The organism is Gimesia chilikensis (assembly GCF_008329715.1).
Classification (GTDB): domain Bacteria; phylum Planctomycetota; class Planctomycetia; order Planctomycetales; family Planctomycetaceae; genus Gimesia; species Gimesia chilikensis.
Window position 1 is genome coordinate 259710 of the sequence record NZ_VTSR01000032.1, and the last position, 26245, is coordinate 285954.

General features: G+C 49.7%; 14 protein-coding genes. 6 read left to right on the forward strand and 8 right to left on the reverse strand.

Annotated features, from left to right (window positions below; all coding sequences use genetic code 11):
• Positions 1 to 51: 51 nt before the first annotated feature.
• Both FYZ48_RS25815 and FYZ48_RS25820 read right to left on the reverse strand, forming a co-directional pair.
• Positions 52 to 1278, reverse strand: a complete 1227-nt coding sequence (locus tag FYZ48_RS25815; protein ID WP_149345410.1) for an acetate/propionate family kinase — start codon at positions 1276 to 1278, stop codon at positions 52 to 54.
• A complete protein-coding gene (locus FYZ48_RS25820) occupies positions 1251 to 3620 on the reverse strand; it encodes a phosphoketolase family protein (protein ID WP_242022773.1) in 2370 nt (789 codons plus the stop codon). Before FYZ48_RS25820 ends, FYZ48_RS25815 begins: the two co-directional genes overlap by 28 nt.
• 1970 nt (positions 3621 to 5590) lie before the next feature.
• Here FYZ48_RS25820 and FYZ48_RS25825 point away from each other — a divergent pair.
• The 3 genes from FYZ48_RS25825 (at position 5591) to FYZ48_RS25835 (ending at position 9285) form a co-directional block, all read left to right on the forward strand.
• Positions 5591 to 6961 carry an NAD-dependent succinate-semialdehyde dehydrogenase gene (locus FYZ48_RS25825; RefSeq protein WP_149345412.1) on the forward strand — a complete coding sequence of 457 codons (1371 nt, stop codon included), beginning with the start codon at positions 5591 to 5593 and terminating at the stop codon, positions 6959 to 6961.
• Between the two features lie 24 nt (positions 6962 to 6985).
• The gene (locus FYZ48_RS25830) at positions 6986 to 7612 is read left to right on the forward strand and encodes a YciE/YciF ferroxidase family protein (RefSeq protein WP_242022774.1); all 627 of its coding nucleotides are present in this window, start codon (positions 6986 to 6988) and stop codon (positions 7610 to 7612) included.
• A gap of 143 nt (positions 7613 to 7755) precedes the next feature.
• Positions 7756 to 9285, forward strand: a complete 1530-nt coding sequence (locus tag FYZ48_RS25835) for an FAD-dependent oxidoreductase (RefSeq protein WP_149345413.1) — start codon at positions 7756 to 7758, stop codon at positions 9283 to 9285.
• A 282-nt stretch (positions 9286 to 9567) separates the two neighbouring features.
• Here FYZ48_RS25835 and FYZ48_RS25840 read toward each other — a convergent pair whose 3' ends face one another.
• From FYZ48_RS25840 to FYZ48_RS25855, 4 genes are all read right to left on the reverse strand, one after another.
• Positions 9568 to 10077: a ferritin-like domain-containing protein gene (locus tag FYZ48_RS25840; protein ID WP_149345414.1), complete on the reverse strand. Its 510-nt coding sequence runs from the start codon at positions 10075 to 10077 to the stop codon at positions 9568 to 9570.
• A gap of 498 nt (positions 10078 to 10575) precedes the next feature.
• Positions 10576 to 11085, reverse strand: coding sequence for a DUF2243 domain-containing protein (locus FYZ48_RS25845; protein ID WP_149345415.1), 510 nt, complete (start codon positions 11083 to 11085; stop codon positions 10576 to 10578).
• Positions 11086 to 11395: 310 nt separating this feature from the next.
• Positions 11396 to 11866 carry a DUF2892 domain-containing protein gene (locus FYZ48_RS25850; protein ID WP_242022775.1) on the reverse strand — a complete coding sequence of 157 codons (471 nt, stop codon included), beginning with the start codon at positions 11864 to 11866 and terminating at the stop codon, positions 11396 to 11398.
• 818 nt (positions 11867 to 12684) lie between these two features.
• On the reverse strand, positions 12685 to 14265 hold the full coding sequence (locus tag FYZ48_RS25855; RefSeq protein ID WP_149345416.1) for an FMN-binding glutamate synthase family protein: 1581 nt from the start codon (positions 14263 to 14265) through the stop codon (positions 12685 to 12687).
• Between the two features lie 728 nt (positions 14266 to 14993).
• Between FYZ48_RS25855 and FYZ48_RS25860 the strand changes: the two genes are divergently transcribed.
• A complete protein-coding gene (locus FYZ48_RS25860) occupies positions 14994 to 20294 on the forward strand; it encodes a CheR family methyltransferase (protein WP_187782225.1) in 5301 nt (1766 codons plus the stop codon).
• A 239-nt stretch (positions 20295 to 20533) separates the two neighbouring features.
• Here FYZ48_RS25860 and FYZ48_RS29375 read toward each other — a convergent pair whose 3' ends face one another.
• Together FYZ48_RS29375 and FYZ48_RS25865 are read right to left on the reverse strand one after the other, a co-directional pair.
• A complete protein-coding gene (locus FYZ48_RS29375) occupies positions 20534 to 20695 on the reverse strand; it encodes a hypothetical protein (protein WP_187782226.1) in 162 nt (53 codons plus the stop codon).
• Between the two features lie 32 nt (positions 20696 to 20727).
• Complete coding sequence (locus tag FYZ48_RS25865; RefSeq protein WP_149345418.1) at positions 20728 to 21927, reverse strand: zinc-dependent alcohol dehydrogenase; 1200 nt, start codon at positions 21925 to 21927, stop codon at positions 20728 to 20730.
• Positions 21928 to 22939: 1012 nt separating this feature from the next.
• Here FYZ48_RS25865 and FYZ48_RS25870 point away from each other — a divergent pair.
• On the forward strand, positions 22940 to 24412 hold the full coding sequence (locus tag FYZ48_RS25870) for a TolC family protein (RefSeq protein ID WP_198422283.1): 1473 nt from the start codon (positions 22940 to 22942) through the stop codon (positions 24410 to 24412).
• 61 nt (positions 24413 to 24473) lie between these two features.
• Positions 24474 to 25970, forward strand: a complete 1497-nt coding sequence (locus FYZ48_RS25875) for a multicopper oxidase domain-containing protein (protein WP_149345419.1) — start codon at positions 24474 to 24476, stop codon at positions 25968 to 25970.
• The last annotated feature ends 275 nt before the right edge of the window (positions 25971 to 26245 follow it).

Here is a 26245-nt window from a genome sequence, read left to right on the forward strand (position 1 = left end):
GGCGGATATGTGGGAATCAATGTGCTCAGCTTAAAATTAGAATCTCTGTAATCAGCACAGGTCTGTTAGAAAGCGTTGCGAAGCGCAGGCGATGGAATGTTCCTCTTGAGTGCGAATGACTAAAATGCGCGAAGTTGAATCCGCATGCGCGATATCTGAATCGGCAGAGCTTTCCCGATTTTTATTTTCGTCCAGCAGAACGTTCAGGGCCTGCAATCCTGCACACACACGGCTGCGAAGAGTCTGGGAGTGTTCTCCAATACCGGCCGTGAATATCAATGCATCGATGCCTCCAAGCGTCACTGCGAAAGCGCCAATCGCTGAGCGAATGCGAGTGGCAAACATTTCGATGGCCAGACTCGCCCGCTTGTGGCCAGCGATTGCTGATTGTTCTACTTCCCGAAAATCAGATGATACGCCGGAAATTCCCAGCAGGCCGCTTTGTCGGTTCAGGATTTCGTCAAGGTGATCTCCCTTCATATCGTGCTGCTCCATCAGGTGTAACAAAATACCTGGATCAATGGAGCCGCTGCGCGTTCCCATCATTAAACCTTCCAGGGGAGTAAATCCCATTGTCGTTGCCACAGGTTGTTCTCCACGCACAGCAGTCGCCGAGCAACCGTTGCCCAGATGGCAAATGATCAAGCGAAGATTCGGATCATCCTGACGTTTGAGTATCTCAGCAGCACGCTTCGCACAGTACGCATGACTGATGCCATGAAACCCATAACGGCGAATACCGTATTCTTCAAACCACTGATAGGGCAGCGGATACACCACCTCATGCCTAGGCAAGGTGGAATAGAAGGACGTGTCGAATACCGCGATGTGAACTGCCCCTGGGAAGACTTTGCGGGCAGCTTTCACTGCGGCTAAAGCCGGTGGATTGTGAAGTGGAGCAAGAGTACTGATCTGCTTCAGCTCTTCACATACACGGTCGTCAATCAAAACAGGTTGGTTGAGCGCCGGCCCGCCATGGACGATGCGATGACCGACAGCTTTGACTGGTTTATTAATACCATTAGCAGTCAAGCGATCCAGTATTTCATTGACTGCCCCTCTGTAATCAGAGCTTCCCACAGTGGTATGACTGTCTTCATTTCCCGATGTACGAAAGTGAAACGTGGCGCTAGAGTCGCTGTCATGCCAGTCGATGACGCCTCCAGCAAGTTCTGTATTTGCGGCATCATCAAACAGGGCGTATTTCAATGTGCTTGATCCCGCGTTGAGGACAAGAATGCTCATCTGATTTACTGCTCCGCCTGTGGCCAGTTCCATTCCCGTATTTCTGGCATGTCCTGTCCATGCTCCGTGATGTACTGTTTGTGTTCAATCAGCTTATTTCGTAATTGCTGCTTGAGGTGAGCGGCTTGAGCTCCGAGCCTGGGGACCCGTTCGATGATATCTTCGACAAGGTGAAAACGATCCAGGTCATTCAGGACAACCATATCAAACGGCGTCGTGGTCGTGCCTTCTTCTTTATAACCGCGCACATGGAGATTCTTATGATTAGTGCGGCGATACGTCAGTCGATGAATCAGCCAGGGATATCCATGAAAGGCAAAGATAATCGGTTTGTCCGTTGTGAACATGATGTCAAATTCTCTGGCAGAAAGCCCGTGGGGATGCTCTCTCGGATCTTGCAGCTTCATCAGATTGACGACATTGATGACGCGAACCTTTAACTCCGGGAGCATACGTCGCAGGATATCCACTGCAGCCAGTGTTTCGAGTGTCGGTACATCTCCGCAACAAGCGAGTACCACATCCGGATCCTCTCCGTGGTCGTTGCTGGCCCAGTCCCAGATACTGACGCCGGCACTGCAATGTTCGATCGCCTCCTCGATATTGAGCCATTGCGGTTCTGGTTGTTTGCCTGCCACAATTACATTGACATAATTCCGGCTTCGTAAGCAATGGTCGGTGACCGAGAGCAGGCAGTTGGCATCAGGTGGAAAATAGACGCGAATGATATTGGCCTTTTTATTTACCACATGATCGATAAATCCCGGATCCTGATGGCTGAAACCATTGTGATCCTGCCGCCAGACATGTGAAGATAACAAATAATTCAACGATGCAATCGGTTGTCGCCAGGGAATATGATTGCAAACTTTGAGCCATTTAGCATGCTGATTGAACATCGAATCTATAATGTGGATAAACGCTTCATAGCAGTTAAAAAATCCGTGCCGACCAGTGAGCAGGTAGCCTTCGAGCCAACCCTGGCACTGGTGCTCCGAGAGCATCTCCAATACCCGACCCGCTGCAGAAATGTGATCATCACTCGGTAACGTCTCTCCGACAAAACCGCGTTCCGTAACTTCAAACACATCTCCCCAGCGATTTGAGGTGTTCTCATCAGGGCTGAAGATGCGAAAGTTACTGGTTGCTAAATTCTCTTTCATCACGTCGCGTATGAACTTGCCTTGGACACGCGTGGCTTCTGCCTTGACGCTGCCGGGACCGGAAAATTTGACGGCATAGTCTCGAAAGTCAGGGAGGCACAGGCTTTTCAGTAACTGGCCGCCATTAGCGTGCGGGTTGGCTCCCATCCGTCGTTCACCGTGGGGTACAAGTGCCGTGAGTTCCTGTCGCGGGGCTCCTTGTTCATCAAACAGCTCTGCAGGCCGATAGCTTTTCATCCATTGCTCGAGCAATCTTACGTGGTCCGGATTCTCATGCATTTCTCCGATCGGTACCTGGTGACTCCGCCAGTTACCCTCGATTTGCTTTCCATCGACTTCGCGCGGACACGTCCAGCCTTTGGGAGTTCGCAGTACGATCATAGGCCAGCGTGGGCGAGTAGGATTATTGTTCTGCCGGGCATGTCGCTTGATCTGGTGGATCTCATGGGTCACCTGTTCAAGGATTCCGGCCATCCGCTGATGCATCTCACCTGGAGCGTCGCCCTCAACATAAAACGGTGTGTAACCGTATCCACGCAGTAACTGGTCAAGCTCTTCGTGGCTGATGCGAGCCAATACCGTGGGGTTGGCGATTTTATAACCGTTCAGGTGTAGAATCGGCAGTACGACGCCGTCGTGTATTGGGTTGAGAAACTTGTTGGAATGCCAACTTGTGGCCAGTGCTCCCGTTTCCGCTTCGCCATCGCCTACGATACAGGCAACAATCAGATCGGGATTGTCGAAAGCGGCGCCGAACGCGTGTGATAATGCGTAGCCTAATTCTCCTCCTTCGTGAATGCTGCCTGGAGTTTCCGGAGCGACATGGCTGGGAATTCCACCAGGGAAACTGAACTGCTTGAATAACCACTGCATACCGGCTTCATCCTGCGTGATGTTAGGATAATGTTCGGTATAAGTCCCTTCGAGGTATGTGTTGGCCACTAGTCCCGGTCCTCCGTGGCCTGGTCCCGTGATATACATCATACTCAAGTCGAATTTTTTGATGATGCGATTCAGATGAGCGTACACGAAGTTCAAGCCAGGTGTTGTTCCCCAGTGTCCCAGCAGTCTCGGTTTGATATGTTCCTTCCGTAAGGGGACTTTGAGCAGTGGATTGTCGAATAAATAGATCTGCCCCACCGACAGGTAATTGGCAGCTCGCCAATACGCGTCAAGTTGATTCAATTCTTCGTGTTTGATTTCGTTCGACATTTCCATCAGTCCTTTGTTCGTCAGATTCGAAACCCCGTTGTATGTTTAGCGGCAGAGCCCCGTGGCAGTGTAGCCACTTTCTGAGGCGAAGATTTCCATGCACCTGTCAGCATGATCAAATCGGAAGTCGAACAGTTGATCCAGTCATTGAACAGTTCATTCGTTGTCTCAATGTGGGGGGCTCTGATTGAAGTGATCTCTGAAATCAGAGAACTGCTGGATGACTTGTTGATGACTACGATTCGTTACAGGTATTTGTCTGTTATGACATGCAAGAATAGTTTACAGAGTTTCAGATTCAACTGGATTAAGACGAATACGGGCACCGGTTCAATTTTCGGAAGCTGTCTGTCTGATTCCCGTGTAGCGATCCATCTGATCAAGTCCATTATACTTCAGCGGGGAGTGTCTTTCCCCGTAGACGGTGCTGATTTCCGCGGGCATCAAAGATCTCTCGAAAATCAGCTTTTTGAAAATCATCAAAGTCTCCCAGAAATTCGATATGGGAGTTTTTGTTTTAAGTGTTTATGATCTGACTCATCTCATGAGAGATCTGGCAAACGAGTCGACTGAACAATCTCGCTCACCACGTCGGATACAGTTTTTGAATCACCAGATACAACTAGAGCTAGATAGTGTCCTTAGACAATCAGGTTTTCGGAAGGGTACTCTTATTTAAGGAGCGACCGGGCGATTCGCATCTTTCCACCTCAGAAACATTACACAGTGACCATTCCTCGATTCAGATCATCTAAGATAATTTGTAACATCGTCCGAGTGATGTGTTTTCGAATCATTGTTTGTGGAGATATTCAATCGGATGTAACAGCAGTGATTACTTGGCTGTCGTGACAGAGTAGATTCCTACCACCGCACCGTACATTTTTAAGATGATGTTTTGAAAACAGTCATAACCTGCGATTAACAGTGCAAATCATGAGCCATGCCTGGCTGGAATCAGGAAATTCCTGTAAAAGGCTTCAATTCACTCTGGAGACAAGAGCACGCATTCAGAGATGGTCTATAGCCCTGGTCGAAAATGTTTCAATGTGTGCGTCGGTCGAGCAGGAATGAGTGGCAATGATTCATTCTGATCTGATCAGATTCCCGCGACCTGAAGCAACCTCTTCTTTCTCACTGAAGCATGTAAAGAATTCGCAGGCAATGCGACAAAAAGTCCAGCTATGGCTGAAGGCGTCGTGTCTTTTTTGGGGTAACCGCATAAAGATTTGAGATTCAAAGCGGGATTCTAAACCAGTGGGGAAGAAGAAGCTGTCACTACCGCTAAATGCCACTGATCCGAAACGCCCACCATGCAACTGTGAGACTGACGTCTGGCTGGCACGAGTGATAACGATTCTTTCTGGGAGCACTTTAAAGCGTGGTCATCGATCATCCGGCAGATCACCCGTGATTTCCCTGGTATTGATCTTGCACAAAAATATTATCAGAGCAACTCCAGCCATATACCGGCACCAAACTACACGGCGATATGTTTCTGAAGCGTTTATGAGCCTGTCGCGATACGAGAACTTGCTGTCTGTTAAATGCTTTCCCGATTTACAGAAATGTCATTTCCATACGATTTATTCCGGTGGATTGTACGGTGAGAGACCAGCGGGGAGGCCGCGGTCCGATCATACCGGCTTCCGGGAAGTCAGTTTATTGACTCAATGAACCTGCTCGCTCTCAAGTTCAGATATTTTCTGCAGGATTGTCAAAGACATTTCCTGGACTAGTTCTAAGCCAGAATGTATTCAGCTTCGTTCAATCAATGCTGGCAGTAAGTTTAGCTTGCTGAGGGATTAGGGAACTCCGACAAAGATGCGATTGATGATGATCTGCGGGGCTTTCTGCGGTGGTTGTTTCGCTTCTTGATTGGATAACTGTTCCCCGGGCTCTGTCAATTCTGAACAGGATTGGTATATGAAATGCGGTTTCTTCAATCAATTTAACATCAGGAGAAAGTTATGAGCTATATCAGTATCAATCCCTTCAATAATGAGCAACTCAAAGAGTATGAGCCACTGACAAAGGAACAAGTCGTCCAGGCCATTAAACAGGCTGAGGATGCTTTTCAATCCTGGCGGTATACTTCATTTGAGAAACGTAAAGCAGTCATGCTGAAATATGCACAGCAATTGAGGGAGAGAATCGAAGAGTTCGCAGAGCTGATCACGCTGGAAATGGGGAAGCGTATCTCAGAGAGTCGCGAAGAAATTAATTTCTGTGCAGAGATTGCCGAGTTTTACGCGAATGGAGCCGAGGATTTTCTGGCAGACCAGCCGATGGATGTGGAAGATGCTGATGCTTACATTCAGTACGCCCCTCTTGGAGTTCTGCTGGGCATCATGCCCTGGAACTTTCCCTTTTATCAGGTCACGCGTTTTGCAGCTCCCAATATTATGGCGGGGAACACCGTTCTGGTAAAACACGCCAGTAATGTTCCTCAGTGTGCAGAGGCGATTCACGAATTATTTGCAGAGTGTGGCGCCCCGGAAGGGGTTTTTACCAATCTATTTATTCCAAAAGAGTTTATAAATTCTGTCATAGAGGACAATCGCATTCAGGGGGTGTCATTGACTGGTAGCGATCGTGCAGGCGCAATCGTCGCTGGTGAAGCAGGAAAGGAAATAAAACGTTCCGTTCTGGAGCTGGGAGGGAATGATCCGTTCGTGGTGCTCGAAGATGCAGACTTGGAGCACGTGATACAAATGGCAGTTCTGGGAAGAATGACTAATACCGGTCAGTCCTGCGCTGCGTCTAAGCGTTTTATAATTGTCGAAGACGTGGCGGAGAAATTTCTGGCTGCCTATAGAGAAGAAATGTCAAAACTGAAACTCGGAGATCCGCTGGATCCGGAAACAGATGTCGCACCGTTGTCGACGGAATCGGCGGCAGTCAACCTGGATAATATGGTGCAAAAAACGATCGATGCTGGTGCAACGGTCATTCTTGGCGGTGGGCGTCCTGAGCGTGAAGGGGCATTTTATAATCCGACCATACTAACTGATATCACTCCGGATATGCCGACCTACGACTACGAATTATTCGGACCAGTTGCCAGCGTGTATGTGGTCAAAGACGAAGTGGAAGCCATTCTGGTAGCGAATGATTCCTCGTATGGTTTGGGGGGCTCAGTCTACTCTCGAGATATCGATCGCGCCCGGCGGGTGGCGGAGCAGATCAATACGGGGATGGTATTCATCAATCAACCGACTAATTCCCAGGCAGAACTTCCCTTTGGCGGAACGAAACATTCCGGTTATGGCCGTGAGCTATCACATCTCGGTATTCTGGAGTTTGTAAATAAAAAGTTGATCCATGCTCTGAAATCCTGAAGAGATTCACCGCCCTGATGTGTGGTGAACTGGTGCAAGGCATCTGATCATTTCCAGTTTATTGTATGGTGCTTTTCTGGGAGGAGCCTGTACAGCTTAATTAATTTTTTTACAACTCCAGAATCAGGAGCAATAATCATGGGACTTATCTCCAGAAAAGAGTTTACCAGTTTAGAGGATCTTTTTCTTGATCAGATCCAGGATCTGTACGACGCAGAAAACCGACTGACAAATATGCTTCCCCAAATGGCGGATGCCGCACTGTCTGTGGAACTCAAATCGACATTTCGTACTCATGTGAGAGATGTCGATGAACATCTAAAGCGACTGGAGGTCGTCTTTCTGGAAATGAGACTGGAACCCAGAAGGCAAGCCTGCGAAGCCATGAAAAGAATGATTCGAATGGGGGATGAAATGGTTAAGGCCAAGGGCGACCCCATGGTCAGAGATGCGGCTTTGATCGCGACTGCCCAGCGGTTTGACCATTATAAAATTGCGGGCTATGGGACTGCCCGCAGCTTTGCTCGACGACTGGGAAAAAAACACCTGGCAGCGGTTCTTGAAGCCAATCTTGAAGATGAGAACGCAGCAGATAATATCCTGACGGAGATTGCAGAAAAGACAACGAATCAGGCAGCAGCCAGGTCCTGATATTCATGATGTGTCAGCCTCGGAAAGTTCTGTTTTCGATTCAGTATCAGGCAACGTATTCGGTAAATGATTCACCATGAGATCAGGATCGAAAAATGATCTGAAGTTATCCTCAACGATTCTTGTAAAGAAAGTAGTTTGTCATGGATCCACCACAACATGTTCCGCTCTGGTTAACTTCCGCTCCACTTACTATTTATCCTGAGCTCAAAAAGGACATTTCAGCAGATGTTGCAGTCATTGGTGGCGGGATTACCGGCCTGGCCACTGCACTCCTGCTGCAACGGTCCGGTGTGAAAGTGGTTGTACTGGAAGCTAATCATATCGGTTGTGGGGTGACAGGAGCTTCAACTGCTAAAGTTACTGCTCTACATGGTATGATCTATAATCATATCGCAAATCAATTTGGTTCTGAAGCTGCCAGAAATTATGCAGAAGCGAATCAAGCTGGCCTGAAACTAATTGCTTCCTTTGCCAGCGAAGCGAAGGCATTGGGTATTGATTGTCAATATGAGCGGAAACCGGCAATTACTTTCACTCAGGACAAAGGACGTGTCAATGAGGTTCGACAAGAAGCAAAAGCTGCAAAAAACGCCGGTTTAGCTGCCAGTTTTTTAACTGAAGCTGGCTTACCATTTGACATCGATGGTGCGGTTCGGGTAGAGAATCAATCACAGATTGATCCCTACCAACTGTGTCATGCTTTGGCACGACTTTTCTGGAAGGCCGGTGGAGAAATTTATGAAGAAACCCGCGTGCAGGATGTGACTTGCGCAAACCCGCATTCGAACTGTCAAGTTCAGACAAAAGGTCAGAAGCTTGAGGTGGAACACGTCGTGCTGGGCACGCTCATACCATTTCTGGATAGAGGAGGTTTTTTCGCCAGGACTTCCCCCAGTCGCTCCTATGGGATCGCTGTCACCCTAAATGAAACAGCTCCGGACGGAATGTTCATAAACATTGATACTCCCCGGCGTTCGATACGATCAATTTCAAACGGACGCGGCTTGATCGTGGTCGGGGAACAGCATAAAACAGGTCAGGTGACTGACACCCATGCCTGCTACCAGGCACTCGAATCGTGGACGAAACAATGGTTTTCTGTCCGTTCGATTGATTATCGCTGGTCTGCGCAGGATTATCTTTCAGTCGATTCACTGCCGTATATTGGTAAAATTCCTCAGGGAAATGACCGTATGTGGACGGCCACAGGTTTTAATAAATGGGGGCTTACGACAGGGGCCGCCGCTGCAATCATGCTCACGGATATGCTCAAAGGGAATACTCATCCCTGGTCGGAACTGTTTTCTCCCTCACGTATCGACATTCTGCCTTCAGTCAAGAAACTGGTCACAGAAAATACGAACGTTCTCAAGCATTATGTGGGAGATCGCCTTCAGGCCTTGAATTCACCTGAGATTGAGCAGCTTGCTTCGGGAGAGGCCGCGCTTGTGAAGAATAATGGTGAACGTGTAGCAGCGTATCGCGATGAGAGTGGAGAAGTCCACGTCTGTTCCGCCATCTGCCCCCATATGGGATGTTATGTGCAATGGAATACTGCAGAATTATCCTGGGACTGTCCCTGTCACGGCTCACGATTTGATTATACCGGAAAGTTGCTGCAGGGGCCTGCAGTAGACGGCCTCAATTACAGCTCGATCAAACACAAATGATATTATCTCCAGACTCAGGAAGTACAGCGGGGTAATGTGTTAATGGTACAGAGTTGAATAGACTTGCAGTCTCTCACTCTCAACATGTGGATCGGATGTGTCAGATACCAATAATCAAATGAGGTTATAAATAGACTTCTCAAGTGGACCATACTAACTTCAGAATTCAATCCGGTGTAAATGATATCCTTCGAAGTATGAATGGTATTCAGACCAGGACAGGAGCGCCTGATCTGAATACCGGGGCAATCCCATACCAGATAGCAGGGAAAGCATCGATTCTCAGCGTGCCGCAGCCTGATTAGTTGACTCTTCTGCAACCTGTGTGAGAATTTTATCAGCATTACCCTCTTCATCCAGGGTTTCCTGAAGAATCTCAGCCAGGCGTGCCTTGCCCAGACGTTGGGCAAAATTACGGGCAGAGCCGTAACCGGCGATTTCATAGTGTTCGACCCGCTGAGCAGCAGCAATCAGGGCGGCATCGATTACATGGGGATCGCCTTTGGCTTGAACGATTTCTTCGCCTTCCTTGATTAATCCTTTCATGGCTTCACACGATACTCGTTTTGGCTCACGGTCAAGTCCTTTAAAGACCGCTTCCAGGCGTTTTACATGTTCTTTGGTTTCTCCCAAATGCGACTGAAAAGCGGTCTTTAATTCCTGTGTAGTGGCTGCTTCCGCCATTTGCGGAATCGCTTCCACAAGCCGGTTTTCAGCATCGTACAGATCCTGAATCTGATCAACAAATAAATCCTCTAAACTGGTAAATTCTTTACTGGTGAACAATCCCATGTGAAATTTCCTTTTTGAATAAACGACTATCATGCTGAGAACCTGATTCCGTGTTCTCAGTAGTACAAACCAGCTACGCGGTGCAGCAATTCATGTGCCTGGCCAAGCGAAATAGCAGATAGTAACTGTGACAATCTGACCGCTTCCTGTATCAGTGAAACTCTGCGGTTTTGCAGTGCATCATTTTTGCAGTGACTGCCCTCATTTCCGCTGATTCTGTTTTCCACAGTTGATAGAAATTAATGTGAGATAATCTGATTCCGTGGAGCCCCGTTCGAATCAGGAGATGAGAAACGACCGCTGACAATCCGCATTGGTGGTTCGTCGATCAGATTGATTTCTATTCTGTCTCTTCAATCGGACATCAGGCATAAAATTAGAAACTACCGAAATGAATAATGATACTTCTTAGTCCGAAAGGAGGAGCGACTGAAAAACAACTCACTGGCGCTGATTCTCTTCAATTGAAGAAACAAAATCCTGATCCACATGAATTGCTCAGGTATTTCTCAGCACGGCTGCAGTGTCTCGCTGACCTGTCTGGATCAGCATGCTGCCAACAACCATGAGCAGAATACCCGCAGCAAGAAATGTGAGATCCCAGATCAAGTGGTTTTCAGTCTCCGTAACGTGGTGAACGTGCAGAATGTGGTGATCGATGATTCCCTCTACAAGATTGAAGAGCCCCCAGCCGATCGCCAGAGCGCCTACAAATGTTTTTGTAGAGAGCAAGACATTCCGCTGGCGAACCGCGTACCACAACATGGCGATTCCGATCACGGTCATGATCCATGTGAAGACATGAAAGAGGCCATCCCAGAACATATTAATCTCTAGATGGACGGCGAGCGTTCTCGCGTCGACATTTCTGACGGGAAAGCGGGCTGAGAGCATATTATGGAGTTGCAGAAGCTGGTGAAACAGAATCCCGTCGACAAATCCGCCAATGCCGATACCCAGCAATGTACCAGCCGAAATCAGCGGGCGTTGGTTGATCGGTTGTGTCATCAGTATGAGCCTTGTTCTCAGGTTGAAGAGCTTTCGACCGTGCTGGTTTCGGACTGCTTAGATCGACGCCCGGGTAGGGGGATGCCGAAGTGGATACCAGCTACGATCAGAAGCAATAGTGGTATCGGCAATAATGTCAACAGGGTGTTGTATGCAAAATTATCATTGAAAATGCCTGCAGCCACTTCTTTTCCGATCTCAGAATCACAGTAGGGGCAGGCTGAGACAAACGATGACATCAACAGAAATGACAGCAGGGAGACAGAGATTTTTAACACGGATAGATCCTTTCCTGTTCAGACACTCTGTCTCATTTTCGCATGGATTCCAGAATGTCGTGTGAGGAACCGTCGTTTTTCTGGACGGCAGTTTTTGATATCTGTTCGAAGTCACCCCGTATTGCTTTCAGGGCATAACGCTCCATTTCAATTTCGGTTTGAGTACGAAATCCAAGCCTGCGAAATACAGGTAAAGGAGGACACCAGCCCTGAATTGCATGTTGCAGCAGGAAGCCTGCTACCGCTGCAGGCAGGGCAAAGAAACGACGATCTACCATAGCGCCGAGCCCCAACCCAACCAATGCGGCCGTGGCAGCATTGGCTTCGAGGGTCCGTTCGATATCCCATTCTTGATCCAGTTCTTTCAGACGCCGATCAATCGTCTGTGCATCGGCAGAACTATAATGGGCGATATTCTGCTCAGTCTGACGACGGATTCGCTGATTGATATCCTGGGCAGTATGCAGAGGAACTCTTTCAGCGGTGGGAGCTAACACATTCATTTCCTTTCTCCTTTTGAAAATCGATTCTTTCTGAAAGCCGCTGATAGATTGTTTCGTATGCTGCAGGACCAGCTTTCTTTGAGGTTGGCTTCATTACATCGTCCGTTAGAAAATTTCCCGGCTAGAAACAGTCGCGTACGCGGTGATCTACAGGATCTGCAGATGAACGGCAAATTACGTGCCATCCTCACTGACAGGAAACAGGGGGCGACTGAATAAGAGAAATTTTCACAGGGCAGTCTGAGCACAGTTTTTTTAAGAGAGTGACTCAGGCACAACGATCCAGGCTCTCAGGGAAACATGTATGGCACATGAAATGCTCGTCGTTTCAAACATTCCGGGTGAGGGCTTTTTTTACAACTACCACAAGGCATCCGTGGTGACTCGAAGCCCTGATGGTGAGATTACCAATTCCTGGTATTTCTTCCTGCACAAGTCTGGAAGAGTGAGTGCATAAATTCTACTGACAGGTACTGTCGTCATCAGATGTCAAACTGTCGTACATCGTCGAGTATCTCAGGCAGCAATGATTGATAAGGAGAATGAGCATGCCCCAGAATACTGCCAGTTATTGGATCTTTCGCCGTTTTTTTCTCCTGTTGCTAATACTGCTGTTGCTCGCAATCCTGGTTTGCGGATATCTGCGGGGACCTGTCGCACAGGTAGAAAAAACATCAGCAACTTTCGTGATTGCAGCCGTCGCGAATCCCAGATTGAAAAGTACCATGTTCAAGAGGGATGTACTGAAATCTGAGAATCAGATATCTTTTGAGAATGCGGTTCTGGATGATTGATTGACTGCTGTGCGGGGGGCGACACTAAAAGTGTTCGGAGCTGGCTTGTTCCCAGTCCCGTTGCCAGAATTCAGCAGGAGGGGCGGTCAGCAGTTCATTCTCTTCGGCCTGATAAAAGATTTCTGCGTAACTTTTCACAGTAGTGGAGTTAACTCTGCGCAAGAGCAACTCCGGGGAGAGTTGATCAGGTGAGCTCAATCCAAGGGAAGCGATCATCTGATTGAATTCCATCACGGTAGAATGCTGATAGTTGCGAACTCGATATTGTTTGACTTCCGGAAGAAGCCCCCGGGTGCGTGTTGGATCCTGGGTCGTGATGCCGGTTGGACAGCAATTCGTCTCACAGATCCGGGCCTGGATGCACCCCAGTGCGAACATCATGGGGCGGGCAGCATTGCAGTAATCGGCTCCCTGGCTGAGGCGTCGAATCATTTCGAAGGCAGAATCTACTTTACCACTGCAGCCCAGTTTGATCTGTCTTCTCAAACCGCAGGCAACGAGAGACTGATGAACGAAATGTAAGCCTTCTGTAAGGGGGGCACCGATATGATCTTCATATTCCAGCGGTGCTGCTCCAGTGCCTCCTTCCCCTCCATCGACAATAATATAGTCGGGTAGAATCTCTGTTTGCAGCATTGCTTTACAGATTCCCAGAAACTCACTGCGACGCCCGACGCACAGCTTGAAGCCCACGGGTTTGGCATCAGATAAATCGCGCAAGCGTCGAATAAAATCCAATAGAGTGAGGGGGGAGTCAAACTCGCTGTGTCCCGGAGGCGAGACGCATTTTTCGTGTGCTGGTACTCCACGTGTCTTAGCTATTTCTTCTGTCATTTTGGTGGCTGGCATTACTCCACCTAAGCCAGGCTTGGCGCCTTGGGACAATTTGATGGTGATACATTTCACTGCTGGTTCTGCAGCCTTCTCCTGAAACTGTTCCGGATCAAAATGTCCGTTTTTGTCACGGCACCCAAAGTAGGCCGTCCCAATTTCCCAAACCAGATCTCCTCCCGGTCTTAAATGGTAGGGGCTTAACCCACCTTCTCCCGTCGCATGTGCGAAACCACCCAGTCTGGCACCACCATTCAAAGCCAAAATGGCATTAGCGCTCAATGATCCGAAGCTCATGGAAGAGACATTCAGTAATGCCATTTCATATGGATGCCGGCAAGCATCACCCCCAATCAGGACACGAAACTGTGTTTGACTGGCCTGTCTGGGATTAATTGAATGCGTGAGCCATTCATAACCCGCCTCGTAAACATCCAGTTCGGTACCGAACGATCTTTCTTCGTGTTCATCTTCCGCACGCTCATAAACAATCTGTCGGCTGTTTCGGTTGAAGGGAGCACCATCAGTATCACTTTCGACGAAATACTGATGCAGTTCCGGGCGTAGTTCTTCCGATGCAAAACGGAGATATCCCAATAGCGGATAATTACGTAAAACATTATTTGATGCGAAAAATAGATCGTAGAATCCTACTCCGGTGAGCAGCAGAAACGGAATCGCCAGCCACAACCAGTGAAGAGAAGCTGTTGCAACAAGGACGCAACCAATCAAGGCCAGTATTACAGATAGTAGTAAAGGAAGATATCTCAGCATGATTAATCGATTCTGGATTTCAAACCAATTGTTTTTTACTAATGACTACAGAGCCTGATATTTTATGGACAGTGAATTGCATTATCGATTGCATCGCGATTGTCGTTTCTGCTTCATCGTAAAATTTCGACCTTCACAAGTCCATTACTAAAAGTCATGACGCCCATAAGTTTCCTCGTCACGAGATGCTGGCAGTCGCCCTCAGAATGGTGAAGAGATTGATTCTCAGCGTGCCCCGAATGGTTCGTTTTAGCAGACCTTCCGATAAGGGGGCGCTGTAAAAATTAGAAGACTGATGAAAACTTGATTCCGTTGCTTAATGTTGCAATGTTGCCTTGGTAAGCATTCAAGGTTCCAACTGGAAGATCAGCATCACTTCGTAGCTGATTGCTCCTCCTGCGTCGGGGTGGGGTGGGGTGGCTACTTTTGTTAAGCAGAATCGCTACGTTGTGTTCGAAACTCCGCAAAGACAAGTGACTGCTACTGTAATCCGACTGGTATTTTATTGATTAGTTGTGTTCACAGGTGTATGGTGGTTGTAGAAAGAGTCATCCAAACCGTTCGAACTTCACAAGCCAATTTTAATTATTTAGCTGTCCGGAGTATCTGCAATCATCTAATAGAATTGTTTTGATCATTCGAACATGAATCGATGAATTCCTGTGCAATGTATTAACAACTGCTGTTTGTTACGGGCCTGTATGCTGGAATTTACGGATCAAAAACACATGCCAGAAAACGCTCCTTTAATCGTGGTGGGCATCGGCGCCTCCGCCGGTGGGCAGGAAGCCCTGCGCGGCTTCTTTTCCACGATCGACTCAAACCCCGGTTACGCGATTGTACTTATTCAGCATATGCTTCCGGAAGGGGCAGATTCGCTGCTGGAAACGATGGACAATCTCTCTCCGCTGCCTGTCTCACTGATTGAGCAGGATACACGTCTGCAACCGGATCATGTTTATATTGTCCCTCCGCACTGCAGTGCCGCTTTCAACAGTGAGACAGTCTTGTCTGTCCGATCGGTACAACAGGGGGGGCAGGGGACCCCGGTGATTACGCCTTCGTTTCAGTCGCTAGCGGAACAGCTGCAGCAGAATTCCGTGGGCATCATGTTGTCGGGAGCGGACGACGATGGGACCGAGGGGTTGCATGCGATACAGGAGGCCGGCGGCATAACGATGGTGCAGGATCCGGAATCTGCCGGACATACGGAAATGCCAGACCATGCGATCACCGCGGGAAATGCGGACTATATCCTGCAGCCGGAACAGATGCCTGCGGAACTGACGAACTATCTCTCCAGTTTGAATCGGGAGCCTCAGCCCGGGAGTACTGACTTACAGACGCAGGTGGAAAAACGGTTGCCGGATATCTGTAACCTGTTGCTGCAGGAGACGGATCACGATTTCCATCATTATAAAACGGGAACACTGGTTCGCCGGATAGAGCGTCGCATTCAGATCTCGCGACTGCGTGACGTCGGTCAGTATCTTGCGCATCTCAAGGAGAATCGAGAAGAAGTCCAGGCGCTGTTTCGTGAGCTGCTGATCAGCGTCACTTCCTTTTTTCGGGATCCGGAAACCTTTGCCGTGCTGGCCCGGGACTATCTCCCCCAGCTGTTTGAAAACCGAGACCCTGAGACGCCGATTCGGGTCTGGGTTCCCGGTTGTGCTACGGGAGAGGAAGCGTACTCACTGGCAATCCTGCTGTATGAAGTCCACGAACGAACGGCGCGGGACGTGGAGATGCATGTCTTTGCGACCGATATCGATGAACGGGCTTTACAGCTCGCGCGGGAGGCCGTTTATTCGACAACAATTGAAGCACATGTCTCCCCGGAGCGGCTGGCACGTTTTTTTATTAAAGACGGGAAACACTACCGCGTGAAGAAGGAAATCCGGGATTTGTGTGTTTTCTCGACGCATAATCTCATCAGTGACCCTCCCTTCTCACACCTGGATCTGATTTCCTGTCGCAATCTGCTGATTTACCTGGATACCCAGTTGCAGCAGAAGCTGGTTCCCGTATTTCACTTTGCCTTGGAAAAGAATGGTTATCTGTTGCTCGGACCTTCCGAGAACCTGATGATGCACGCGGAAATGTTCCGTCCGCTGGATAAGAAACACTGCATCTCCCAGAGAAAGTCGGTTCCGAGACGTACTTCCGTGTTGCGATATACACCAAATCGATCCCGGATTCAGCCCGACGGAAAAGGGATGAAGCGGGAAGTGGATATTGCTGAACTTCCCCGGATTGCCCAGCAGATCCTGCTGGCCGAGTATTCCCCCCGGTATGCGGTGGTGAATGAAGATGCGAATCTCCTGACAACATCAGCTGGGATTGAAGAGTTTCTGGAATTTCCGGAGGGGAGTTTTCATAACAACCTGATCAAAATGACGCGTTCCGGTTTGCGGAGCGGGCTGCGTTCTGCCTTATCGCAAGCGAACAAAACACGCGAGAAGGTGCTCGTTGATACGCTGACATTTAAAATGGGGGAAGATCTGAGGCGGGCACGGCTGGTGGTGCATCCCCTGTCAGAAGTCTACCAGGAATCGGCCCTGTTCCTGGTGGCGTTTGAAGATCTCGGTCCGGTGATGTATCACTCCTTGATTTCTGAAAGAACGAATGCCGATGCGGTTGTGAGAGATGGAGTAATTGAGCAGCTTGAAACGGAACTGGAGCGGACACAGACCGAGCTGGAAAACAGTATTCAGGACCTCGAAGGCTCGAATGAAGAACTGAAATCATCGAATGAAGAGCTGTTGTCGATCAATGAAGAACTCCAGTCTGCGAACGAGGAACTGGAAACTTCCAAAGAAGAACTTCAGGTCAGTATGGATACGCTGGGCCGCGCCCAGGCAGATCTGGAAAACCTGATGAACGGCACCCGCATCGCGACTATCTTTCTCAATCGTGATCTGCAGATTAAAAGCTTCACGCCCTCGGCACAAGAAGTCTATAACTTGAATCCATCGGATCTCGGTCGACCACTAACAGATCTGACCCATCTCGCCAGATGGATGCCCAAGCTGCCCTCCATTGAAAGCATAGCTCGAAACAGTCGTCCTTTTGAGGATGAACTGCAGCTGAAAAGCGGGAAATGGCTGCTGCGTCGCGTGCTTCCATACGAGAGTGAAGGTGATTTTGATGGCATGATCGTCACCTTTATGGATGTGACGGAATTCAAGCTCGCAGAAATCCGCCTGGAAACCGAGCATGCGATTACGCAGCTGCTGTCTGATGCCTTTTCCCTGAAGAAAATCGATACCTCGATTCTGGAAACCATCCGCAAGTGTCTGCAGGCCAGTGTGGGATTGCTCTGGCTGACAAACCCTGCGCAGGAACAGCTCTGTCTGGAAACCAGTGTGGTGACCAACAATAATAAATACCGCAAATTTCTCCACAGCAACCAGGAGATTCAGTTTGCCCGCGGGGAAGGGTTTCCCGGACGCACCTGGGAGAGTATGCAGCCGGAATGGTGTGAGGATATTCATAGCCTCGTGTGGTTTAATCGGAATGAAATCGCCCGAAAGAGTGGTTTGGCCAGTGGCATTGCCATTCCCGTGATTTCAGATCGAACTTGCCTGGGCGTCATGGAGTTTTATACGACAGAGCAACTGCAACCCGATCCACTGCTGCTGAATATGTTCAATTCGATTGGTCATGAGATCGGCTCATTTATCAGCCGCTGCCGAATTCAGAATAGACTGCACGATGAAATCGCGCAGAAAAATGCGGTGCTGTCATCGGCCATCGATTGTATCATGACGATGGATGCCGAGGGGCGTATTCAGGATTTCAATCCTGCAGCAGAGCAAACATTTGGCTATGCAGAGAAAGAGGTGGTTGGCCAGTCCCTGTGTGACCTGATTTTGCCCGAGGAGGTTCGGCCACGGTTTTGGGAAGAAATGCAAAAGTTCCTGAAGACGGGGAAATCAGAACTGGTCGGTCGCCACCTGGAACTGTCTGTGTTGCATAAATCGGGGACTGAGTTTCCGGTCGAGCTGGCTATCAGTATGACACAGCTTGAGAAATCACAACATTTTTTCACGATCTGTTTGAGAGATATCACACTGCGTCGACAGCATGAGGCCGCTCTGAGAGACTCAGAAGGCCGCGCGCAGGCACTGGTTGAGGCGTCCGCTCACATGGTCTGGGCCATGACTCCTGCTGCGCGGACGGAGGAAGATTCTCCCACCTGGCGCGCATTTACTGGCCAGACCTACGAGGAATGGAAAGGTAAAGGCTGGGTAGACGCAATTCATCCTGATGACCGGGAACGGACACTCAATCAATGGCAGACCGCTTTTGAAAAGCGGGAACCTCTGTCTTGTGAGTACCGTCTGAGCCATCGCGACGGCGGCTGGTGCTGGACGTCCGTGCGGGCAGTCCCCCAACTGAATGCGGAAGGGGATGTGCTTCGTTGGGTCGGAATGAATTTTGACATCTCGCATCAGAAACAACTGCAGCAGGAACTGGAGTCCAATGAAAAGCGGCTACTGATGGCGCTCAAGGCAGGGGGCCTGGCTGCCTGGGAATGGCGGCCAGAGGAAAGTTTCTGGTCCGATGAAGTCTATGACCTGCTGGGGGTTCCGCGGAGCACCAGAGCCTGCCCGGAAACGTTTTTCTCCTGTGTGCATGAGGATGATTTACCCGGTTTACAACGAGCCTGGGGAGACGCAATTCAGGGCGACAAGCACTACGATACCACGTTTCGTATTATCCGCCCCGATGGTCAGATTCGCTGGGTCGCCGGCGTGGGGGAAATTATTCGGGATCAACAGGGTAATGTGATGCAGATCTTCGGTCTCAACTGGGACTTTACCCAGGAACGCGAAGTCGAAGAAACACTGCGTAAAAGCGAACAACAGGCCAAACAGGCCAGCATCGCCAAGAGTGCCTTCCTGGCGAATATGAGTCATGAAATCCGCACGCCGATGACTTCGGTTCTCGGGTATACGGACCTGTTGATCGGGATGGAGCAGGATCAGGAAAAAGCCAGTTACCTGCAGAATATCAAACGCAACGGCAATTTTCTGCTGGACATCATCAACGATATTCTGGATCTCTCCAAAATCGAAGCCGGCAAGCTTGTAATCTGTCGGGAGACATTTTCACTCCTGGAACTGATCTCGGATGTGCGTGCGATGATGCGGGTTCGAGCCAGCGAAAAGAACCTGGAGTTTTCGATTGAGTTTCTCAGCGAAATTCCCGAACAGCTGGAGAGTGATCCCAAGCGGCTGCGACAGATCCTGCTGAATCTGATCAGTAATGCGATCAAATTCACAGAGCAGGGAAGCGTGCGCGTTGTGATTGACTATCAGCGCGGCGAGGCGGAAGCAAACCTCAGCATTTCCGTCATCGATACTGGCATCGGCATGACGTCAAAACAGCAAGCCCGACTGTTTCAGATGTTTTCCCAGGGAGACGTTTCCGTTTCACGCAACTACGGGGGGACCGGCCTGGGGCTGGCCATCAGTCAGCGGCTGGCGAATATGTTGAACGGGACCATTTCGGTGACGAGTCAGCCGGGAGAGGGGAGTACGTTTACCTGCGTCATACAGCTGCCACCGGACGATCATGTGAAACTGATCCAACCAGAACTCAATCTGCAAGCACCAGAGCCGGTCAGCATCCTCGATGCCTGCAAATTGAACTGTCGGATCCTGATTGTCGATGATCAACGCGATGTACGACAGCTGGCGAAGCTGCTCTTGCAACGGGTGGAGGCTGAGACCGAATTCGCGGAAGATGGTCTGCAGGCTGTGGAATTAATCGAGCAGCAGTTACACACAGAATCCACCGCAGACTTGATCTTACTGGATATGCAGATGCCCAGGATGGATGGATATCAGACAGTGGCCCGCCTGCGTGAAATCGGCTATCGCAAACCGATTATTGCACTGACTGCTGATGCGATGCAGGGGGATATGAAACGCTGCCTGGAACTGGGCTGCGATGACTACCTGAGCAAGCCCATTGATGCCAGTGAATTATTGAAGGTTGTATCAACTTACACAAATCTGTGATCAACTTCATTTGTCAAATGAGACTTAAGATAGGGTTAAGTTACTTTTAGATATGCTAATCTGCAGGATCAAGACAGATAAGCACGGGGCTTTGATAGGCTCTTACTCTTACTTTGGGAGGCATGAAGGCAGCTTGCTTAACTTTAGGCAGCAATGAACAATCAGATTGATGAATCGTTTTCTTGCACGGAATGCTCATCCTGTATAAAGCGAATTACTTGAAATCGTTTAGCATTTGGTTATGTTCCGAATCCAATCCTGGGGCCACCCCCTTCCGAGCCCGTAGTTCCGTCTCCTTGTGTGGTCTTGTCTGGTTGGGGCGGCTCTGGTACATCACCTGGTTTTTCCACATCCTTCGACTCATCCCGTTCAGACTGCTTTCTTTTCTTCTTTAATTTCATGATCGTTCCTCCTCCAAGCCTTTTTATTCTGTTTATCCTGCAGGCTTTAATTCAACTTTCATCCAGCCTGACTGCCTCTGATCGAAAGACTCATAAGCTTCGATCGCCGATACAATCGGTGCTTCCTGTGTCAGAACGCTGGCGGGGTCAATTGCTCTACTCTGGACAAGACGTACAAGATGAGGCAAGTAGCGTCTATGATTGCAGTTCCCCATATTGATTGTCAGATTTTTATTCATGCTCTGACCAATGGGAAACGCGTCCATTTGTGGCGGGTAAACACCGATGATCGAGAGGGTTCCCGCTTTCGCTGCTGCACTCACACACCACTTCAGTGCCTGAGCAGGGGCATCGCCTGGTACCCAGAGATCCCCCTGAGAATTTTTATCCGGAGCGATGTCTTGCGGTTTTAAGTCGGGATCTTCAGTACGGGCGGCGGGACCATGATGCGAGTGCAGCGCATCGACTCCCACAGCATCAATGACCCGGTCTACACCAATCCCCCCCGTGAGAGACTGAATCGTCTCGACCGGATCTTCTTTTTCAAAATTAATGATTTCCGCCCCATGCGATCGAGCCAGATCCAGTCGCGATTCCACGCAGTCCACCGCCAGGACGCGACCTGCATCAAACAGGTGCGCACTGATAATAGCGAAGATCCCTACCGGACCACAGCCGAAGACGGCTACCGTGTCACCAGCTTTAATTTCAGCCAGATGTGCGCCAAAATACCCGGTGGGAAAGATATCCGAGAGCAATATCGCCTGTTCGTCACTGACATTATCCGGGAGCCGGACCAGTCCTACATTCGCAAACGGTATTCGGGCATATTCTGCCTGGAGTCCCTGAATCGGACCACTGCCGCGGGGGCCTCCAAAAAATGTCGTCCCGGCTTCTTTACCGTTAGGATTGGCGTTATCGCATTGTGCGAAATAGCCGGCACGACAGTAGGAACAACAACCGCAGCCGATCGTCGAGGGAATTACAACCCGATCACCCGGCTGAAAATTACGAACTGCGCTGCCTGTTTCTTCGACTATTCCCACTCCCTCGTGACCCAGAATGGTCCCTTCCTGCATTCCGGGAAATGTACCGCGAATAAAATGAAGATCTGTGCCACAGATTGCACTCGCCGTTAAACGCACAATTGCATCCGTGGGTTCTTTTATTTTTGGCTCGGGAACATCTTCAAGCTGAATGTTTCCTACATCATGAAATACCACTGCCTGCATGGGATTGCCTCTACTTTCTTTTTCGTTTCGAATTTTAGATAACTCAGAATTGAATGACTAATCATCCGGCTCTGGTTGCTCCTCCAAGCAAAGTCTGCACTTCTCCCGTTACTTAATGGGAATCTGCATTAGATGCAAAATAGACATATGCTGGAGCAATTTCTTTTGCTTGTGCTGGAGCAATTTCTTTTGCTTGGTCAGAGCGAGACAGGCCCTTTCCCGTGCAATCACAACCGCGACAGAATGTCCGATTCCAGAATCATCGCCTCTCGATGGAAAGGAGGGCGTTGGTTACTGAGTGTCATTCTGAAGCATCCTCCTTTTTCTGCGAATGAATTCAACGGAGCGTTATCAATCCGTTTTTTCAAGACCTCCGCATTTCGTATACCAGACCGGTGATAACGGATGTAGATATCCTTGGCAGATTCCAGTAGAGAGAGCCACAAAAGAGACTTAAGTAAAAAAAACAAATTGGACTGATATGAGAGAACAAATCCTGCTCAAAGATTTGGATTAGAACTGATCATTGATTGAACACCCCGCGCGTTTAGCTTTCAGTTTTGGTTGCCACCTCTCAAATCAGTCAACACTTAAAATTTCTTTTCAGCAACCAAAGGTTTCTTGACAGTAATAACATTGCCCTGGAATCGTTCAGCGTATCAGTAACTTCAACTCAAGACCTGACACTGACTGTCCTTAGGAGATTTTAAGAATCAGGGATCACCGACAGATTGAAAGTGATCGCATCGTTGTCTTCGCAGAGACTGAAAATAAGCTGACGATAAAATACAGTGTTTAAACAAACTGTCTGGCTAATGAATTGATTCTGAGGGGATTACTTGCAACGAGCAGTACTATCAATAACGCAGGCTATGCACTCCGTCGAACTTGTATATATGTACTGTTTTTGGACACGCATGCTCACTTCAGCTCATTTTCCAGGTCGATGTACAGAATCCAAGGACTACGAAATGCCAACCGATTTCGATTAGAAGTGTACCTGAGGTCTCCCATGTCTGCATTTTATTTTCGTAAAGTCCTGCTGCCACTCGTGATGCTTGGTGGGGCCTGTGTACCACAACTGCTCAGAGCCCAAGACGCGTTCCCTCTAGTCCCTCCGGCAGCAGAACCCAGAAACGTTGAGACGTCCCGGGATCAAGTCGGGCGACGGTTTATTCCTCCCTCGTCCTTTCCGAAGTCACCGGCCGGTGTGGAAGACCTGATGAAACAGGAGACACCGCAATCCCTGGAAACGGATCTCACCCTGGATGCGCTGCTGATGATGGCGACGGAAAATAATCCCACGCTGGTTCAGGCGCAGCAACAGATTCAGGGAACCCTGGGCAAGGCCCTGGAAGCCGGACTGTATCCCAATCCGACCTTCTATTACATCGCGGAACAGATCTTTGTGGATTCTGAAACCGACACCGATACGCCGGGGGAATTCCAGGGAGGTGCCGTTCAGCAGGAAATCGTCACCGCCAACAAGCGAGAGATCAGTCGGCGGAAATATCAGCAGCGTGCAAAAACGGCGGAATGGATGGCCGTCGCCCAGCAATGGCGAGTCTGTAACGATGTTCGCATTCATTTCTGGAAAACGCTGGGGCATCGTCAGATTGTCGACATTCGCCGCGAGCTACTCAAAGCTGCCGAAGACTCGGCACTGACGACGCGCGAGCAGGTCAACCTGGGGCAGGCCACTCAGGCTGAGCTTCATCTTTCCAATGTCTCCCTGCAGCGCACACGGCTCTCTCTGCTGAATGCCGAAAATATGTACCGCAGCCAGTTCGCCATGCTCAGTTCCCTGGTGGGAGTCGAACTGGAGCCGCAACCTCTCAAGGGCAAACTTGTGGCAGATATGGAATCCATGATTGACTTCAATCAGGCAGTAGAAAACCTGTATAGCGACAGTCCTGAAGTACTGGCTGCCACCGCGAAGTGGCAGGCCGACTGTATCACCCTGGAACGGGAACGCGTCGAACCGGTGCCGAACATCTTTGTGAAAGCCGCTTCAGGTTATAATCATGAGTCCCGTGAGCCGGTCGCCTCGGTACAGATCTTTATGGAAGTTCCGATCTTCGATCGCAACCAGGGTACGATTCATCAGGCTGAAGCTGACCTCGCTCGACAGAATGCGGAAATAAAGCGAACCAAGCTCAGGCTGCGTCAGGACCTCGCACTGCACTATCAGAAATATTTGACAGCGCTTCAGCATGTGATAGAATTTCAGTCGGTTATCCTGCCTGAAGCGAAAGCCGCTTATGCGAACCAGCTGGATGCCTATAAGGGAGATCGACAGAACTGGGGAGATGTCCTGAAGACCCAGCGCGAATATTATCAACTGCGCGAACAGTATGTGCACCACCTCATTACCTGGCGTACCAACGAGACGCTGATCAATGGTTTTCTCCTGCACGGGGGGTTAAAAGCCGCAGAATCCCCCACGCCGCCCGGTCATATCGATTCGGTCGCTCAGCCTCGCTGACCGGATGCGCCGTCTGTTTACCGCCTTTCACCCGCTTTGATTTTTAAACAGGAGTCTTGGTATGTCTGACTCATCCTCTCGGCGCGCCTTTCTGAAAAATGGAACTATGGGCACATTTGCTGCATTAAGTGTCGGCACCCCGGCTGCGGCAGCATTATCAAAAGAACAACACGATTCCCCGTCAGCTCAAGCTTCGAAGAAACAAGCGGATCAACACGAAGTCCAGGACGAGTATGACGGCTTCTCCCGCTATCGTCCCAGCCGCGGGCATGATCCCGACAGCGACTATTACATCGGCAAGCGGGTTCCCGGTTTTCGTAATCCGGCTGACGGTCCGGCGCCCTTCATCGCCAACGATCTGGATAAGCTCCCCTGGAAGATGAAAAATGGCGCCAAGGAGTTCCACCTGGTCTGCGAACCCGTGGCCCGGGAGTTCCTGCCCGGCCATTGGATGAACGTCTACGGCTTTAATGGTTCCATGCCCGGTCCCACGATTGAAGTGACCCAGGGGGATCGGATTCGGATCATCGTGCATAACGAATTGCCGGAAGAGACTTCCATACACTGGCATGGATTTGAATTGCCGGTCCAGTATGATGGTGCCCACACCATGACACAGAACCCGATTAAACCCGGGAAAACTTTCAAATATGAGTTTGACGTGCATGAAGAAGGCACTTTTTTTTATCACTCACATATCGCTATGCAGGAAGCGTTCGGCATGGTGGGCTGGTTTATCGTGCATCCCCAGAAAGTCTGGGATCCCCCGGTAGACCGCGATTTCGGAGTCATCTTTCAGAACTTTCGTATCGATCCGATGCAGACTGTAGTCAACAGTTGGAGCATGGACTGGAACTGGCACACCATTAACGGTCGGAGCGGCCCCTATGCCACGCCCCTGGTCTGCAAGCACGGTGAACGCGTCCGCGTGCGTCTTCTGGATTTCAGTCCGGTGCAACACCATCCGATTCATATGCACGGGCACACCTTTTGGATCACCGGGCACGAGGGCGCCCGCATTCCAAAATCCGCCTGGATCCCCCGCAACACGGAACTCGTCGGCGTTGCTCAGGCTGCCGACTTTGAATTCATCGCCAATAATCCCGGCGACTGGATGTTCCACTGCCACATGGTACATCACATGATGAATCACATGGTTCAGCACGTGGGCCCCCGTCTGCGGGAAGATGCCAAAGTCGACCACTACCTCACCAGCCTCGACACACGCCCCCGCGTCAAAATGCACCAGGATCCCCAATTCGGCATTCCCGGCTACCCGCAGAAAATGCAGGGCATGACCATGACGAAACCCATGATGAAAAAACTCTGGTCCCGCCGGGAGGTCAAAGGGATGCGGGCCAATGCCATGATGTCGATGGCAGGGCTCATGACCTCCGTACGTGTCCTGCCGGACGACCTGTACCAGCGCGTGATGGAGACAGATGAAAAAGTCCCCAAAGGCTCCATCTTCAAAGAGATCGTCAAACGCTTCGGCACGATTGAAGACTACGAACCGGCCCCGCCCGATGTAATGCAGAAGATGCTCAATGACGACTGATCATTTCGGGTTTCGATTGGTGAGCGTTCAATTGGAAAACGTCAAAATGTCAGCTATCGGTTTGAGTGATCTTAATACTACTGGGGCAGGGAACAACAAGACAAAATTGTCGAACTCTGCTCTGACCTTCCCCCGTGCTATTTATCGTGACATTCCCGACATTTAGGCGTGCTGTTTGTCACGACATTTCCTACAAATTCGCGCGAGTTCTCGACACTCTCATACCACCATATGACGAAGATCTCTTCCCTCGGGCACCTTGAATCACCAGAATC

What these genes read in the sequence shown, in the direction of transcription:
- FYZ48_RS25855 (WP_149345416.1), bottom strand. Translation starts at nt 14,265, where the DNA reads ATGCTGAGATATCTTCCTTTACTACTATCTGTAATACTGGCCTTGATT.
- FYZ48_RS25815 (WP_149345410.1), bottom strand. Translation starts at nt 1,278, where the DNA reads ATGGAACTGGCCACAGGCGGAGCAGTAAATCAGATGAGCATTCTTGTC.
- FYZ48_RS25840 (WP_149345414.1), bottom strand. Translation starts at nt 10,077, where the DNA reads ATGGGATTGTTCACCAGTAAAGAATTTACCAGTTTAGAGGATTTATTT.
- FYZ48_RS25870 (WP_198422283.1), top strand. Translation starts at nt 22,940, where the DNA reads ATGTCTGCATTTTATTTTCGTAAAGTCCTGCTGCCACTCGTGATGCTT.
- FYZ48_RS25865 (WP_149345418.1), bottom strand. Translation starts at nt 21,927, where the DNA reads ATGCAGGCAGTGGTATTTCATGATGTAGGAAACATTCAGCTTGAAGAT.
- FYZ48_RS25835 (WP_149345413.1), top strand. Translation starts at nt 7,756, where the DNA reads ATGGATCCACCACAACATGTTCCGCTCTGGTTAACTTCCGCTCCACTT.
- FYZ48_RS25820 (WP_242022773.1), bottom strand. Translation starts at nt 3,620, where the DNA reads ATGTCGAACGAAATCAAACACGAAGAATTGAATCAACTTGACGCGTAT.
- FYZ48_RS25875 (WP_149345419.1), top strand. Translation starts at nt 24,474, where the DNA reads ATGTCTGACTCATCCTCTCGGCGCGCCTTTCTGAAAAATGGAACTATG.
- FYZ48_RS29375 (WP_187782226.1), bottom strand. Translation starts at nt 20,695, where the DNA reads ATGAAATTAAAGAAGAAAAGAAAGCAGTCTGAACGGGATGAGTCGAAG.
- FYZ48_RS25850 (WP_242022775.1), bottom strand. Translation starts at nt 11,866, where the DNA reads ATGAATGTGTTAGCTCCCACCGCTGAAAGAGTTCCTCTGCATACTGCC.
- FYZ48_RS25845 (WP_149345415.1), bottom strand. Translation starts at nt 11,085, where the DNA reads ATGACACAACCGATCAACCAACGCCCGCTGATTTCGGCTGGTACATTG.
- FYZ48_RS25860 (WP_187782225.1), top strand. Translation starts at nt 14,994, where the DNA reads ATGCCAGAAAACGCTCCTTTAATCGTGGTGGGCATCGGCGCCTCCGCC.
- FYZ48_RS25825 (WP_149345412.1), top strand. Translation starts at nt 5,591, where the DNA reads ATGAGCTATATCAGTATCAATCCCTTCAATAATGAGCAACTCAAAGAG.